Here is a 15404-nt window from a genome sequence, read left to right on the forward strand (position 1 = left end):
GTGATGTCACGCTCTCAGATTCCTGTGGATAGCGTAATTGATGCCTTTGCGCGGTTCCAAGCTGTTAGCCGCAAACGCGCCGCGTTCGGCCTTAAACCGTAGCGACAACTGTTGTGCGCGCATGCTTCGGATAGGAATCAGTTTGGGACGCAAACAAATGGACACTCTTGAAATAGCCGCCTGGGGCATTGGCATTCGAGGCGTAGGGCCCGTAGGCAGCATCGGCGCCCTCGTCGCGTTGTTTTTAATACTCGCCTACATGGCCTACACTTTGTGGCGACGGAACAGACCGTGAGTCGACGGATACGACAACCGCTCTTGATTGCAAGCGTAATAGTTGAGGCGTTCTGCACCGCAAGGGGGCATGGGAGGGGAAAGTGGCAGTCTTCGTCAAGCTGTGCGCGTTTTTTGGGGTGTTGGCCAATTTCATCGGCTCAATCATGCTGTTGCGGGATTTCCGCGACATTGTCCAACTACCTTTCTTCCGGTTCCGCTCTAAGTATCTGAAGACCAGGGCGCTGACCCTTGTCGAGAAACACGCCCCATCTGGGTTGCCAGTGCTAACTCCGCTGTCAGCAGACACAAGGAGAAAGGGCACCAAGACTTCCTATAGCTTCTTCGCCATCCTCCGTGCGAAGCCAGCGTTTAGGGAAATCATGGTGCTTGTAAACAACCACAACACCCTGCGAGCCAATTTGCATCTCGGGCCTTATCAAATTAGCGACTACGAAGCGCTAAACAGAGGCGCGGTTATGAGGAGTTTCGTGGAGATCGACAAGACACTGGAAGACTGGCAACAGGAGCAGGACCCCGAAGAAAGAACCGACAGGAGCCGCGCGCTTTGGCTTTTTATCGCAGGCTTCGCGCTGCTTCTGCTCGCGTCGTTCGTGGATTTAATCACTTACATGATTGGTTGGTGACTTAAGGCTTAGCCAGCGGCCTTTTCAATCGCCCGTCTGGCCATCTCAAGCCGCGCCTCGTCGCCACCATAGTCCTCCCCAACGCTGCCCGAGGAATGACCCAGAACAATGTCTTGGTCCGACTTACTGACACCGGCCAAGCGTAACCGGTCCTTCATGAGGTGGCGTAGGGAGTGGGTGGTGGCTTTTGGATCAGCCACACAGGCCCGAACATGCTTGCCCAAGGCGGCCGATGCTGAGGATGCACCCTTAGGACGTCCGTAGGTTGGGAACAGCATTGCGGCATTGCCGGCGGCTTTGAAGGCTTCCTTTGCGGCATTCAGAGCGTCTCCGATCAAAGGCACGTTGCGGCGCGACACTGCATTCTTAATGCGGCGGTCGTCGTGCCACTCGACCGTGATGTGCGGGGTGGCGTGTTCGAGATGCACGTCTGCAACCCGCAAACCCGAGACCTCGGCGAGGCGACATCCAGTCCCTTTAAGAATGCGCCAGATGTGCTGGAGGTCGGTCTTGGCGTGTGACACAAGGCGCGCCGAGATGGCGGCAGTCTCATCCAACGTAAAGGGCCGCCGTTTGTCTTTATCAGGCTCTGCCTTGTCCTTGGGCGCGGCCTCCAAGTTCATGAAGGGATTGGTGACGCCGGTGAGGTCAAATTCTCTGATGGCGTGGTTGATCATCGCACGGACCACATTCAGGTAGCGGTCCACGGACGACGCTTTGCGGCCATCGAGCATGTGATCCCTGACCTCTTTGGCGTCTTCCCGCTTGAGGCTGCTTAATGTTCGGTCCTTGCTAAGAGCCGCGCTGACGAGCTTGAACACTCGCTCAAGCTCCATCTTCTTCGTTTCGTCAGTGCCAACCTTCTCTTTGAGGTACAGCCTCTTGGCATCCTCCAAGGTCGGGGCAGGGCGTTGCTGACTTTGACCAAGGACAAGTGCGTGGATCAGGGCGCGGTCCGCCGACTCTATGCCGACTGGATTGCCTCGGTCGTCGACTGGATATTTTTCGGCAATCTGCTCAGCGATTAATTCCCGAGCTAATGCTTCGGGGTCATCCTCGTGCTCTGGACCGATCCATTCGGGGTCGAGACTGAGCGCGCGAAGCCGTGCGCGGCTCAGCCTATGGTGCTCAAAGTCGGTCAGGGTAGGGGTGCCGGCCAAGCTGCTTAGGGCTCGCGCATCCTGCGGCCGAGACCAAAGGCGCAACTGCTGCTCTGCCTGTGCATGCACCTTGGGGTAAGCCTTCAGTGCTTGATGTTCGGTCGCGCCGAGCGGGACCAGGATTTCCAACTTGCCCGCAGCGGCCTGGAGCTTCTTCGGAATTTTCCGCCGATAGCGCCAGCCGGCAATGCCACGTTTCTGTAAGTGCTTCACGTCGATCTTCATAGTTCAGGGTACCCCGCAGTGTATCGCGCGGTGTATCTCTGGGGAAGCGGAAACCCTTGCGAGGCTTGGGTTTCAAGGCATTTCTGGAATAAGTGGCTCCCCGGGCCGGATTCGAACCAGCGACCAACCGGTTAACAGCCGGTTGCTCTACCACTGAGCTACCGGGGAACGGAGGCTCTTATGTGAGTGGCGCAGCCTATAGCTGCCCTTTTCGGCTTTGCAAAGAAGCTTTTCACATTTTTCCGAGGCTTTTTCGCATAGGCCTTTCTCGCAATCGTCGAAGGATGCCCTCATATTAGCCGTCTTGGCAGGGATATGGAACCGAAAGCGCGGCGGCGGCTTTGGTTTGAGCATGCTTGCGAACGATCGAAACGGGTCAATCTTTCGAGACGATGACAGCACAAGACAACCAGATGCCGGCGCGCAAAATCTCCGTTTTCGGGCGCGAGTTCAAAATGCCGCGCTCGCGCGGGCTCAGAATCACGATCGGCATCCTGCTGACCATCGGTGGCATCCTCGGTTTCCTGCCGATCCTCGGCTTCTGGATGGTTCCGCTCGGATTGCTGGTGCTGTCCTATGAATTCGCCATGGTTCGCCGTCACCGGCGTCGCTTTGTCGTCTGGTGGGAACGGCGTCGCCGGCCCGATTGACCGCCGATAGCGCAAGGTGGTGTTTCAGTGGGCGGCGTGCTCTTCCAGTGCCTCACGGATCTGCTTGAGAACAGCCGCGGCGGAGGCAAGCCTTGCCCTGTCATGCGGCGACAGGATGCGTTTCTTCTCCCATCAGGCTATGCTTAACTGTCCGCTAATAAAGCGGTCCGATGATTTGCCGGACGCCGTCCGGACTGACGCGAGGAAACCGTTCGGAATGCAAGGTGGCCGCTTGACGGCATTTTCGCCGCAACCTATTGGAACCGGGTGGAACGCCGGGAGCAATGAGGCCTCGTGGCGGAGTGGTTACGCAGAGGACTGCAAATCCTTGCACCCCGGTTCGATTCCGGGCGAGGCCTCCAATGCCCGGGCCCCCGCGCGGCAGCGCAGGGGCCTGAAGTTCCTGACACAATGGACCGCGGTTCTGGCGCGGCAAGCGGACTGGTTGGGACATGAGCGCTGATTTCTCCGAACTACGCGTCAAGATGGTCGACGGCCAGGTCCGCACCACAGATGTGACCAGCGCGCCGCTACTCGATGCAATGCTTGTCGTCCCAAGAGAGATGTTTGTCGGCGCCGCCCAGCGCGATCTCGCCTATATCGACGAGGACATCCGCATTGCAGCCGGCGCGGACGGTTCGCGCTACCTGATGGAAGCGTCGCCGTTGGCCAAGCTTATCCAGCTGGCCGAGATCAACCCGACCGATTCGGTGCTCGATGTCGGTTGCGGAACGGGCTACGCCTCGGCCATCCTGTCGCGGCTGGCCGGGTCCGTAGTGGCGCTGGAAAACGATTCGGCGCTGGCGGAAACCGCCAGATCGACGCTTTCGTCGCTTGGCTGCGGCAATGTGACCGTCGTCCAGGGCGCGTTGCCGCAGGGGCATGCCGCCAAGGCGCCTTATGATGTTATCTTTATCGGTGGCAGTGTCGCGGAAGTGCCGGCCCCGTTGCTCGACCAGCTTGCCGAAGGCGGCCGACTCGTCGCCGTCGAAGGGCAGGGCAATTCCGGCGTGGCCCGTCTCTTTTTCAAGGCCGGGGGGGTTGTAACCGGAAGACGTGCATTTAATGCGGCAATTAAGCCACTACCGGGGTTTGAACGCATTCGTGCTTTCGAATTCTGAATGATTTGGCCTTGCAGCAGAGGCTTTGTCATGGTCGCTTGCATTTGAACGATCGCTGCTGATGCCAAACTGGGGGCACTTTGGGGGTGAGCAGCAGGGAACACGAACACGCGGCGCCGGCTGATCTATGAGAGAAGCAGGCGCGGCGCGGTTCCCATGGAAAACGAATGAGGGTTTAACCGTGCCGTCTTTACGCAAGTCACTTTTCACCGCCGTCCTCGTTTCGGCGACCATGCTGTCCCCACTGGCCGCTTCAGCCGAAACCATCTCCGGCGCGCTTGCAAAGGCCTACCAGTACAATTCTTCACTGAATTCGGCCCGTGCCGGCGTTCGCGTCACCGATGAGGGTGTCGCCATCGCCAAGTCGGGCTACCGCCCGGTTGTCACCGGCTCGGCGGATATCGATTATTCGAGCAGCCATCTCAACGGCACCAATTCAAGCGTGCGGCTGACCACCGGCAATTTTGGCGTCCAGATCGACCAGACGCTGTTCGACGGCTTTCAGACCAGGAACAATGTCGCTGCCGCCGAAGCGCAGGTCCGGGCTTCGGTCGAAAGCCTGCGCAACACCGAAGAGGGCATCCTGTTCAGTGCGGCGCAAGCGTATATGAACGTGATTCGCGACCGGCAGGTCGCCGTGCTGACCGAGCAGAACCTGCAGTTCCTGACCGAAACGGCGCGCGCGGCGCGTTCGCGCTTCGAAGTTGGCGAAGGCACGCGCACCGATGTCGCCCAGGCCGACGCTTCGCGCGCCGCCGCGGTGGCGTCGCTGAGTGCTGCCCGGGCGCAGGCGCTGGCAAGTGCGGCGCTCTATCGCCAGATCGTTGGCGACGAGCCGGGCAAACTCAAGGGCGCTTCGCCGGTGGCAAAGCTGTTGCCGTCGAGCCTCGCCGCCGCCGTCGGGGTGGCCTCGAACGAGCATCCGGCCATCCTTGCCACGCAGCATCTGGTCGACGCCGCGGCGTTTTCGGTGAAGTCGGCCGAAGGCGCGCTGTTGCCGCAGCTGTCGGCTTCCGCCGGCGTTTCGAGCGCCTATCGCAATACCTCGCCTTTGCCAGGCGTCGGTTCGCAGGATGGCACGACCAATTCGGCCAGTGTCGGGGCAACGCTGACCATCCCGATCTATTCAGGTGGCCGCACCTCGGCGATCGTGCGCCAGAACAAGGAATCACTCAGCCAGGCCCGCATCCAGGTCGACGTCAGCCGCGACCAGGTGCGCCAGGCCGTCACCGCCGCCTGGACCGAGTACACCGCCGCGCAGCAGCAGCTGACGGCCAACAGGCAAGTGATCGAAGCCGCGAAGCTGGCACTGAACGGTGTCATCGAAGAGCGCAATGTCGGCCAGCGCACCACGCTCGACGTCCTCAATGCGCAGGCGACGGTCATCACCGCCCAGATCAACCAGGCCGGTTACGAACACGATGTGGTGGTGGCGAGCTACGCCATCCTGCAGGCGACCGGCCGTCTGTCCGTCGACCGCCTTGGCTTGCAGGTAGCGAAATACAAGCCTGAAGAGCACTACAACGCGGTCAAGGACAAGTGGTACGGACTGCGCACGCCGGACGGCCGCTGAGGCGTTCGGCCTGAACTGGCCGTGTTCCCTGCTTGAGCAGGATCTTTCGCGCTGCGGCTCTCGGGTTCAGATGGCGCTAATCTGTTGAAATCCCACAAGTCCCCAGATTGGGGATTCTCGTGCGGCGATCCGTCGGTTACGCTGTGGCCATGATTCGATCCGGCTCTGCCGGAGCGGAAAACCCAACAGGGGTCACAAGGGCGGCGGATGTGACGATGGCAACGGCAAGCAGCGCACAGCGCGAACCTTCCATGGAAGAGATACTGGCTTCCATCAGGCGGATCATCGAGGACAGCGACGGCGGCCGCAAGCAGCCGGGCGACGCCGATGAGCTGAGCCAGGATCTGGAGAGCGCGTCGAGCGCCTATGCAGCCCCCGACGTGGAAGCTTTTCGTGCCGACCTGCATGCCGCCCCCGAGGGCAGGAAGCCTGTCACGCTGGCGGAAGTCCAGTCACAGCTGCCGCCGGCCGAGCCGGTGGTGGCGCGCATGGAAACGCCGGTGCGCCCCGATCCCAGCCCGGCAAGGCCATCGATGACACTCGCCGAGGTCAGCGCCCGCGTTGCAGCGGAGCCAATCACGGCTGAAGCGCCAATATCGCGTCCTGTCGCCGACGCTTCCATCGCCGATTGGCGTCGCGAGATCGCCGCGGTTGGCGAGCAGGCGAGGGCGGCGGTGCCAGACCGGAGCGAAGCCCGCAAGACAGCTGCCCAGCCGTCGATGGAGGCTCCAGGGGATGAACCGACCGCGAAACCGGCTACCGAGCCGTCTCGTCCGGATGCAAGCGTGGTGCGGCCGGTGGCGGCCAGCGACGCGCCGCGTCCGGCGATCGTTTCCGAGCACACCGGCCGTCAGGTCGCGGCTGCCTTTGGCGAGCTTTCCGACGCATTTGCCAGCCGCAGCAAGAAGACATTCGACGAGATGGCCGAAGAGATGCTGCGGCCGATGCTGCAGGATTGGCTCGACAACAATCTGCCGACACTGGTCGAAAGGCTGGTGCGCGAGGAGATCGAGCGCGTGGCGCGCGGGGCGCAGTAGTTCCCCATGCCGATTGCCCAGAGGAAACGGCGCCTTCGTGGCGCCGTTTCTTTTGGTGAAGTCGTTGTCGGCAGGACGACGGATCGCTTTGCGTTGAAATGACTGAGGCCGCGCCTATCTGCTTGTGAGGGTCCGAGACTGCCCTTGCGGTTGACTTGGCCAAAACCTTCCGATTTACACCGGACCAGCAAAACTCCCGACAGCGCGGACCATTTTCCCATGCTTGAAAAGACCTACGACGCCAAAACCGTCGAGCCGAAGATCGCCAAAGTCTGGGAAGAGGCCGACGCGTTTCGCGCCGGTGCCGGGGCCGAGGAGGGGGCGGAGGCCTTCACCATCGTCATCCCGCCGCCGAACGTCACCGGCTCGCTGCATATGGGACACGCGCTCAACAACACGCTGCAGGATATATTGGTGCGCTTCGAGCGCATGCGCGGCAAGAACGTCTTGTGGCAGCCGGGCATGGACCATGCCGGCATTGCCACGCAGATGGTGGTCGAGCGGCAGCTGATGGAAAAGCAGATCCATCGCCGCGACCTGACCCGCGAACAGTTCATCGAGAAAGTGTGGGAGTGGAAGGCCGAATCCGGCGGTGCCATCTTCAACCAGTTGAAGCGGCTCGGCGCCTCGGCCGACTGGTCACGCGAACGCTTCACCATGGACGAAGGCCTGTCCAAGGCGGTGCTCGAAGTGTTCGTCACGCTCTACAAGGAAGGGCTGATCTACAAGGACAAGCGTCTTGTGAACTGGGACCCCAAGCTGCTCACCGCGATCTCCGATCTCGAGGTCGAGCAGCAGGAGGTCAATGGCAATCTCTGGCACTTCCGCTACCCCGTCGAAGGCAAGGTCTTCGACCCGGAAAACCCGAAAACCTTCATCACCGTGGCGACGACGCGCCCGGAGACGATGCTGGGCGATACGGCCGTCGCGGTGCATCCCGACGACGAGCGCTTCCGGCATCTGGTCGGCAAGAACATCGTCCTGCCGATCGTTGGCCGCAGGATTCCCGTGGTGGCGGATGAGTATTCCGATCCGGAAAAAGGTTCGGGCGCGGTCAAGATCACGCCGGCGCACGACTTCAACGATTTCGAGGTCGGCAGGCGCCACAAGCTGCCGGCGATCAATATCCTGACCACGGAGGCGGCGGTAAGTCTCAGGGACAATGAGGATTTCCTTGCCGGTCTCGAGGTGACGCCGGAGCGCCAGGCGGTCTGGGACGAACTCGACGGCCTCGATCGCTTCGTCGCGCGTAAGAAGATCGTCGAGCTGATGGAAGAGGGCGGCTTCCTCGAAAAGGTCGAGCCGCATCGCCACGCCGTGCCGCATGGCGATCGCGGCGGCGTGCCGATCGAGCCGTTCCTGACCGAGCAATGGTATGCCAATGCGGCGGAGCTGGCCAAACCGGCAATCGCTTCAGTGCGCGAAGGTCGCACGAACTTCGTGCCGAAGAACTGGGAAAAGACCTATTTCGACTGGATGGAGAACATCCAGCCCTGGTGCATCTCGCGCCAGCTCTGGTGGGGCCACCAGATTCCGGCCTGGTACGGGCCGGACGGGCGCGTCTTCGTCGAGAAGACCGAGGAAGAGGCGCTGAGCGCCGCGATCGAATTCTATCTGGCGCTGGAAGGACCGTGGAAGGCCTGGGTCGAGGACAAGCTGGAGAACTTCAAGCCGGGCGAGATCCTGACCCGTGACGAGGACGTGCTGGACACCTGGTTCTCGTCGGCGCTGTGGCCGTTCTCGACGCTGGGTTGGCCCGATGAGACTCCCGAGCTGAAGACCTACTACCAGACCGACGTGCTGGTGACAGGCTTCGACATCATCTTCTTCTGGGTCGCCCGCATGATGATGATGGGCCTGCACTTCATGGACGAGGAGCCGTTCCACACCGTCTATGTCCATGCGCTGGTGCGCGACAAGAACGGCGCCAAGATGTCGAAGTCGAAAGGCAACGTCATCGATCCGCTCGACCTGATCGACGAATACGGCGCCGATGCGCTGCGCTTCACGCTGACGGTGATGGCGGCGCAGGGCCGCGACGTGAAGCTCGATCCGGCGCGCATCGCCGGCTATCGCAATTTCGGCACCAAGCTGTGGAACGCGACGCGTTTTGCCGAGATGAACGAGGTCGCGCGCAATGACGATTTCTGGCTCAACGACGCCAAGCTGGCGGTCAACCGCTGGATCCTCACCGAGCTGACGCGGGCGGCGCGCGAGATCACGGACGGCATCACCTCATACCGCTTCAACGAGGCGGCGGGCGCTGCCTACCGCTTTGTCTGGAACCTGTTCTGCGACTGGTACCTGGAACTGCTGAAGCCGGTGTTCATGGGAACCGACGAGGCGGCCAAAGCCGAAAGCCGAGCCTGCGTCGCCTTCGTGCTCGACGAGATCTACAAGCTGCTGCATCCGATGATGCCGTTCATGACCGAGGAACTGTGGGCGCAGACCGCTGGCGAAGGCAAGCAACGCCCCTCGCTGCTGTGCCATGCCGCGTGGCCGTCACCGGACTTCGAAGACGCCGAGGCTGCAGCCGACATCAATTGGCTGGTCGACCTCGTCTCCGGCATCCGCTCCGTGCGTTCGGAGATGAACGTGCCGCCGGCAGCCATCGCACCGCTCGTCGTGGTCGGCGCCAACGATGTGACACGCGAGCGCCTCGTTCGCGAGGATTCGGCGATCAAGCGGCTGGCGCGGGTCGGCGACATCTCGCTTGCCGATGTCGCGCCCAAGGGTTCGGCGCAGATCGTGCTCAACGAGGCGACGATCTGCCTGCCGCTTGGCAGCCTGATCGACCTCGCCGCCGAGGCTGCACGGTTGCAGAAGGAACTGGCCAAGGTGACCGAGGAGATCGCGCGCCTGCACAAGAAACTGTCGAACGAGAGGTTCGTGGCCAGCGCGCCGGCCGAGATCGTCGATGCCGAGCGTGAAAAGCTCGCCGAATACCGCGATGCACAGGACAAGCTGTCGGTCGCGTTGGCCAGGGTTCGCGACGCCGGTTGAGGATAGATTCGCGAGACTTTAGACCCCTCTAAAATGCTGGTTTTCCGCCTGGAAAATCAGCATTCCGTTGCGTTAATATTGACGTAAACGGAAGTTTTAGCCGCATTGTTGCCATAATGTAACAATGGGGCTCCCGGACCCCAAAAAAGGCCTGTTTTCGAGCCTTTTGGATGGTTTTCCCTGTTTTTTGAGAGCCGCTCAGCCTTCACAGACCATTTTTCGGCCTTGCCGCACCCGGTTGCATTTCCTCGAAAATGCGGCTGGCCAGTGTGTACATGTACGCCCGCGAATTCGTTGTTGCACCGTTAACCTGAATTGGTTCTAGCTTGGTGCACTCGAATTCGGGGGAGGACATTTCATGACTATTCTGCGACTGAAGGCGCTGCTGGGGGCGGGCTGCTTTTCGCTGGCTTTGATCGGGACGGCGATGAATCCGGCACATGCCGGCGGCCTGGAGCGTGGCGGCTACGATATCGATCTGCTGTTCGATCCTGCCCAAGTCACGGGTGAGGTCTCCGGCACCTATGTGATGCCGCAGCGCGACCTCAAGAACGTGAAGGACACCGACCCGTCCGACGGCCCCCTTAACCTCATGGGTTTCTCCAACAGTGCTCGCGATACCGAAAGCTATTGGGTGCCGAGCGTCGGCATCAAGGCGGGTATGGGCCCCGTCGATTGCCTCGTGGACTATGGCCAGCCGATTGGTGCGTCCAGCAACCCGGGTCGGAATTGGGCCGGCGCGAACAGCAATGTTGAAACCCAGGTGAAGAGCGAGGCTGTGGGTGGAACCTGCTCCTACAAAATGGATCTCGGCAAAGGACAGTTTCGTTTTATCGGCGGCGTGTTCCACGAGAATGTTTCTGGCTTCAAAGAACAATTGGTGGCTCCCATTCCCGGTGCGGGCATAGGGCGGCTTGACCTTGAGGGTGACGGCTGGGGATGGCGAGCCGGCGTTGCGTATGAGATTCCGGATATCGCCCTGCGCGCCAGCTTGGTCTATAATTCGGCGGTCAAGCTCAACAATTTGGACGGAACGCTGGATCTGTCTCAGGTTCCCGCGGCCCTCAATCCTTTAAATCCGTTTTTGGGCAAAGTGACGAATGTTAGTGGTTCCTCGCAGGTTCCGGATTCTGTAGAGCTCAAGCTTCAGTCGGGCATAGCTCCTGGCTGGCTGGCATTCGGATCCATCAAGTGGATGAATTGGAGCGAGCTACAGAGCATTCCGTTTTGTCCCACCGGCACGGCATCCTGCACGACGACCAGCCCATTGCGGCTTACCTCGCTCGATCTACTCTATCGCGATGGCTGGACAGTTTCCGGCGGCGTCGGCCACAAATTCAATGATCAGTGGAGCGGTGCGGCGGTTATCACGTGGGATCGCGGAACGTCGACCGGCCTGAGCGCCCAGACCGATACCTGGACCCTCAGCGGTGGCGTGGCCTACACGCCAACTCAGAACATCGAGGTTCGACTTGGGGGCGCGGTGGGAGTGCTGACCAGTGGATCGATCCATACGGCCGTAAACCCAGATGATGGCCTAACATATGACAATGGCTATACCGCGGACTTCGGCAACGACCTTGTCACGGCACTTTCAACATCATTGAAGGTCAAGTGGTAACGAATTGAAATTGCGCATGAAAGGCCGGGCACTGCCCGGCTTTTTTCGTTTGAGATCGCATTGCCCGCGATTGTCTCATCCAAGCTGCATTGCACGTAATCCAAACCGCTTGCGCCTCCTGCTATTGTGACGTTTTGGCAACACTTTCTGAACAACCCCTGCGGTAGAAGCTGGGCTGAGGAAATTGCCCATTTCCCGCCATAAACCCGGCGCACCTCGATCTTGTCTCGGGACACGCGCCAAAAGGCTCGGCGAGGGGGCAGGCCGCTCCGCCCCATTTGCAGGGAAGATGGGGCAAGGAAGAGTATGGACGCCAAAGTCATCTCCAAGGCTAAGCTCCCTAGCCGCTATGTGACCGTCGGTCCGGCGCGTGCGCCGCATCGTTCCTATCTCTATGCCATGGGTTTGTCGGCGGCCGAGATTGCGCAGCCGCTGGTCGGGGTCGCCTCCTGCTGGAACGAGGCGGCGCCCTGCAACATTTCGCTGATGCGCCAGGCGCAGGTGGTCAAGAAGGGCGTCGCGGCCGCCAGCGGCACGCCGCGCGAATTCTGCACCATCACCGTCACCGATGGCATCGCCATGGGTCACCAGGGCATGAAGTCGTCGTTGGTGTCGCGCGAGGTCATCGCCGATTCGGTCGAGCTCACCATGCGCGGCCATTGCTACGACGCGCTGGTTGGGCTCGCCGGCTGCGACAAGTCGCTGCCCGGCATGATGATGGCCATGGTGCGGCTCAACGTGCCGTCGATCTTCATCTATGGCGGTTCGATCCTGCCCGGCAGCTATCGCGGCCGCCAGATCACCGTGCAGGATGTTTTCGAGGCGGTCGGCCAGCACTCAGTCGGCACGATCAGCGATGACGAACTGCTTGAGATCGAGCAGGTCGCGTGTCCCTCGGCCGGTTCCTGCGGCGCCCAGTTCACCGCCAACACCATGGCGACCGTCGCCGAGGCGATCGGCCTGGCGCTGCCCTATTCCTGCGGCGCGCCGGCGCCCTATGAAATGCGCGACCGGTTCAATTTCGCCTCGGGCGAAAAGATCATGGAGCTGATCGCCAGAAATATCCGGCCGCGCGACATCGTCACGCTGAAGGCGCTGGAGAATGCGGCGACCGTGGTCTCGGCCACCGGCGGTTCGACCAACGCGGCACTGCATCTGCCGGCGATCGCGCACGAGGCCGGCATCAAGTTCGACCTGTTCGACGTGGCCAAGATCTTCGAGAAGACGCCTTACATCGCCGACCTCAAGCCGGGCGGCAAATATGTCGCCAAGGACATGTTCGAGGCCGGCGGCATTCCGCTGCTGATGAAGACCCTGCTCGACCACGGCTATCTGCATGGCGATTGCATGACGGTGACTGGCCGCACTTTGGCCGAAAACATGCAGCACGTTGTCTGGAATGAGCATCAGGATGTGGTCCGCCCGGCCAACAGACCCATTACCCAAACCGGCGGTGTCGTGGGCTTGAAGGGAAACCTGGCCCCCGAAGGCGCGATCGTGAAGGTCGCCGGCATGGCGGAGTTGAAATTCTCCGGTCCGGCCCGCTGCTTCGATTCGGAAGAGGAATGTTTCGAGGCGGTGACCCATCGCAACTACAGGGAGGGCGAGGTTCTCGTCATTCGCTACGAAGGACCGCGCGGCGGCCCCGGCATGCGCGAAATGCTGTCGACGACGGCAGCACTCTACGGCCAGGGCATGGGCGGCAAGGTGGCGCTGATCACCGACGGGCGCTTCTCGGGCGCGACGCGCGGTTTCTGCATCGGCCATGTCGGCCCCGAAGCAGCCGTGGGTGGCCCGATCGGACTGCTCAGGGATGGTGACGTGATCTCGATCGACGCGGTGAACGGCACGATCGATGTGGCGTTGTCCGATAGCGAACTGGCGGCGAGGGCAAAGACATGGAAGGCGCGCGCGACCGATTATCAGTCGGGCGCGATATGGAAATATGCACAGACGGTAGGGCCGGCGCGCGATGGCGCGGTGACCCATCCGGGCGGTGCGAAAGAAACACACTGTTATGCGGACATCTGAGTTGTTGAGGTCGTCTGTCTTTTCGGCACTGGTCGTGGCCGCCACGTTTGGCGCGACCTTTGGCGCCGTCGGCCAGGCCATGGCCTTCGACGACAAGGTGTTCGACGACAAGACCGGGGTGAAGCCGCAATCGAGCCCCTGGGCGGTCTTCCAGTTCGGCTTCTCCGCCTACAAGAACGGCCACAAGGAGCAGGCTGCCGAGGCCTACAAATACGCCGCCGAAAACGGCCAGATCGGCGCCACCTGGAAGCTTGCCCGCATGTATGCCGAGGGCGACGGCGTGGCGCGCGACGACTATGAGGCGTTCAAGTTCTTCTCCGAGATCGTCGACCAGGATGTCGAGCCCGGCTCGCCCGAGGAAAGCTATGTCTCCGATGCGCTGGTGGCGCTTGGCGACTATTTGCGCACGGGCATTCCCGGCAGCCCGGTCACCGAGAACGAGGTGGCGGCCCAGGAATACTACATGCGCGCGGCTGCCAACTACCGTAACCCGAACGCACAGTTCGAGATGGGGCAGATGTTCCTGAAGGGCGAGGGCGGGGTGAAGGCCAGTGTCAAGCAGGCCGGGCGCTGGTTCCAACTCGCCGCCGAGAAAGGCCATGCCGGCGCCCAGGCGACGCTGGGCCATCTGTTGTTCCAGAGCGGCAAGATCGTTCGCGGCCTGGCGATGATGACGGCAGCGCTCGAACGCGCTTCGCCGGCTGACCAGCCCTGGATCCGCGGCATGCAGGAAGAGGCATTTGCCACCGCGGGCGAGGCCGACCGTCGCACCGCCATCTCGCTGGCCGATGATATCCTCACCAAGGGCAACAACGCGGACCAGTAGTTTTGCTGGCGGCTGAACTGCCGATCTCCCCCACGAAGCGGGAGATTGCTCAGTTCGCGATCGGCTCCGTCGGCACCATGCTGGGCGCCGGCGTCGAGATCGGCGTGACATGGGGGTGTGGCGCCAGCGTGTTTTCCGGGCAGCTATCCCCGATCTTCGTCCACGAGGTGTTGTTGAGCACCATATCGCAGCGGGCCAGATGGCTCTGCTCGGCCACCGTCAGGCAGGCGACCTGACCGATCTGGTAGGATTTTCCATTGGCCAGGCATTCCTGGTCGGCAAATGCCGTACCAGGAACGGCCATGGCAAATGCCAGGCCAATGGGACAAAGATGAAATCGTGTGCTCATGGAACCCCAGCCGCCATGCTGGTCTGCAATGAACGGCGCGAAATGTGGCGATATGAGGGTTCAGCGCAGACGGGCCCGGCGAGGTTCTCTCAAGCCGGCTGAAGCGCGAGATCGATCGCCACCGGGACATGGTCGGACGGTTTTTCCCAAGCGCGCACATGCTTTTCGATAGAGGCCGATGAGAATCGGTTGGCGGCTTCCGGCGACAAAAGCAGGTGGTCGATACGGATGCCGTTGTTCTTCTGCCAGGCGCCGGCCTGATAGTCCCAGAACGTATAGGTGTCGCGCGCGTCGGTGACCGCGCGCACCGCCTCGGTGAAACCAAGATTGAGCAGCCGACGGAAGGCCTGTCGCGTCTGCGGCTGGAACAGGGCGTCGCCCAGCCAGTTCTCCGGAAACCGCGCGTCGATCGGCTCGGGAATGACGTTGTAGTCGCCGGCGAGCACCAGAGCCTCCTCAAGTCTCAGCCGTTCTTCGGCCCAGCGCTCAAGCCGCGCCATCCAGGACAGCTTGTAAGGAAACTTCTTCTCGTCATCGATCGGATTGCCGTTCGGCAGATAGAGCGAGGCAACGCGCAAGGCGCCCTTGTCGGTTGAGAAAACGCCTTCGATGAAACGCGCCTGTTCATCGGCATCGTCGCCGGGCAGGCCCCTGATCACCTCGTCGAAGCGCAGCTTCGACAACAGCGCGACGCCGTTGAAACCCTTTTGGCCATGGGTTTCGACATTGTAGCCAAGCGCCTCGATCTCGGCGCGCGGGAACTGCTCGTCGACCGTCTTGATCTCCTGCAGGCAGACGATGTCGGGTGCGCTCTCGGTCAGCCAATGGGTCAGGTTGCCGATGCGGGCGCGGACACCGTTGATGTTCCAGGTGACGATTTTCATGGCG

Annotated in this window: 12 protein-coding genes and 2 tRNA genes; 10 read left to right on the forward strand and 4 right to left on the reverse strand. The window is 61.5% G+C overall.

All coding sequences use genetic code 11. The features are described from left to right. Window positions 1–377 precede the first annotated feature (377 nt). On the forward strand, window positions 378–920 hold the full coding sequence (locus tag AC0NIL_RS17980; RefSeq protein ID WP_473573045.1) for a hypothetical protein: 543 nt from the start codon (window positions 378–380) through the stop codon (window positions 918–920). An 8-nt stretch (window positions 921–928) separates the two neighbouring features. Here the strand turns inward: AC0NIL_RS17980 and AC0NIL_RS17985 are convergent, their stop codons facing one another. Together AC0NIL_RS17985 and AC0NIL_RS17990 are read right to left on the reverse strand one after the other, a co-directional pair. Continuing rightward, window positions 929–2305 (reverse strand): tyrosine-type recombinase/integrase, encoded by a 1377-nt coding sequence (locus AC0NIL_RS17985; protein WP_473573044.1) that lies wholly within the window; start codon window positions 2303–2305, stop codon window positions 929–931. A gap of 93 nt (window positions 2306–2398) precedes the next feature. Further along, a tRNA-Asn gene (locus AC0NIL_RS17990) sits at window positions 2399–2473 on the reverse strand. Between the two features lie 224 nt (window positions 2474–2697). On the opposite strand from AC0NIL_RS17990, the gene AC0NIL_RS17995 reads away from it, so the two are divergent. The 9 genes from AC0NIL_RS17995 (at window position 2698) to AC0NIL_RS18035 (ending at window position 14167) form a co-directional block, all read left to right on the forward strand. Continuing rightward, complete coding sequence (locus AC0NIL_RS17995) at window positions 2698–2955, forward strand: hypothetical protein (RefSeq protein WP_024503836.1); 258 nt, start codon at window positions 2698–2700, stop codon at window positions 2953–2955. Between the two features lie 288 nt (window positions 2956–3243). Further along, window positions 3244–3317: transfer RNA gene (locus AC0NIL_RS18000), tRNA-Cys, on the forward strand. 90 nt (window positions 3318–3407) lie between these two features. Next, window positions 3408–4076, forward strand: a complete 669-nt coding sequence (locus AC0NIL_RS18005; protein ID WP_024503837.1) for a protein-L-isoaspartate O-methyltransferase family protein — start codon at window positions 3408–3410, stop codon at window positions 4074–4076. Window positions 4077–4257: 181 nt separating this feature from the next. Further along, window positions 4258–5649 carry a TolC family outer membrane protein gene (locus AC0NIL_RS18010; RefSeq protein ID WP_013531279.1) on the forward strand — a complete coding sequence of 464 codons (1392 nt, stop codon included), beginning with the start codon at window positions 4258–4260 and terminating at the stop codon, window positions 5647–5649. Between the two features lie 215 nt (window positions 5650–5864). Then, a complete protein-coding gene (locus AC0NIL_RS18015) occupies window positions 5865–6686 on the forward strand; it encodes a PopZ family protein (RefSeq protein ID WP_473573043.1) in 822 nt (273 codons plus the stop codon). A gap of 219 nt (window positions 6687–6905) precedes the next feature. Then, on the forward strand, window positions 6906–9689 hold the full coding sequence (locus AC0NIL_RS18020; protein WP_473573042.1) for a valine--tRNA ligase: 2784 nt from the start codon (window positions 6906–6908) through the stop codon (window positions 9687–9689). A 358-nt stretch (window positions 9690–10047) separates the two neighbouring features. Next, the gene (locus tag AC0NIL_RS18025) at window positions 10048–11310 is read left to right on the forward strand and encodes an OmpP1/FadL family transporter (protein ID WP_024503841.1); all 1263 of its coding nucleotides are present in this window, start codon (window positions 10048–10050) and stop codon (window positions 11308–11310) included. A gap of 306 nt (window positions 11311–11616) precedes the next feature. Next, window positions 11617–13341: a dihydroxy-acid dehydratase gene (gene ilvD, locus AC0NIL_RS18030; RefSeq protein WP_024503842.1), complete on the forward strand. Its 1725-nt coding sequence runs from the start codon at window positions 11617–11619 to the stop codon at window positions 13339–13341. Next, entirely contained in the window at window positions 13328–14167 is an 840-nt protein-coding gene (locus AC0NIL_RS18035) for a tetratricopeptide repeat protein (RefSeq protein ID WP_013531284.1), read from the forward strand. The genes ilvD and AC0NIL_RS18035 overlap by 14 nt, the downstream gene beginning before the upstream one ends. A 49-nt stretch (window positions 14168–14216) precedes the next feature. Here the strand turns inward: AC0NIL_RS18035 and AC0NIL_RS18040 are convergent, their stop codons facing one another. Together AC0NIL_RS18040 and xth are read right to left on the reverse strand one after the other, a co-directional pair. Continuing rightward, window positions 14217–14471, reverse strand: coding sequence for a hypothetical protein (locus AC0NIL_RS18040; protein WP_244506831.1), 255 nt, complete (start codon window positions 14469–14471; stop codon window positions 14217–14219). Between the two features lie 134 nt (window positions 14472–14605). Beyond that, window positions 14606–15400 carry an exodeoxyribonuclease III gene (gene xth, locus AC0NIL_RS18045; protein ID WP_013531286.1) on the reverse strand — a complete coding sequence of 265 codons (795 nt, stop codon included), beginning with the start codon at window positions 15398–15400 and terminating at the stop codon, window positions 14606–14608. Window positions 15401–15404: the final 4 nt, after the last annotated feature.

Source organism: Mesorhizobium sp. WSM1343 (assembly GCF_055901535.1).

Coding starts and splice junctions, on each gene's coding strand:
- AC0NIL_RS17985 (WP_473573044.1), bottom strand. CDS start 2,305: ATGAAGATCGACGTGAAGCACTTACAGAAACGTGGCATTGCCGGCTGG.
- AC0NIL_RS17995 (WP_024503836.1), top strand. CDS start 2,698: ATGACAGCACAAGACAACCAGATGCCGGCGCGCAAAATCTCCGTTTTC.
- AC0NIL_RS18005 (WP_024503837.1), top strand. CDS start 3,408: ATGAGCGCTGATTTCTCCGAACTACGCGTCAAGATGGTCGACGGCCAG.
- AC0NIL_RS18015 (WP_473573043.1), top strand. CDS start 5,865: ATGGCAACGGCAAGCAGCGCACAGCGCGAACCTTCCATGGAAGAGATA.
- AC0NIL_RS18020 (WP_473573042.1), top strand. CDS start 6,906: ATGCTTGAAAAGACCTACGACGCCAAAACCGTCGAGCCGAAGATCGCC.
- AC0NIL_RS18025 (WP_024503841.1), top strand. CDS start 10,048: ATGACTATTCTGCGACTGAAGGCGCTGCTGGGGGCGGGCTGCTTTTCG.
- ilvD (WP_024503842.1), top strand. CDS start 11,617: ATGGACGCCAAAGTCATCTCCAAGGCTAAGCTCCCTAGCCGCTATGTG.
- AC0NIL_RS18035 (WP_013531284.1), top strand. CDS start 13,328: ATGCGGACATCTGAGTTGTTGAGGTCGTCTGTCTTTTCGGCACTGGTC.
- AC0NIL_RS18040 (WP_244506831.1), bottom strand. CDS start 14,471: ATGGCCGTTCCTGGTACGGCATTTGCCGACCAGGAATGCCTGGCCAAT.
- xth (WP_013531286.1), bottom strand. CDS start 15,400: ATGAAAATCGTCACCTGGAACATCAACGGTGTCCGCGCCCGCATCGGC.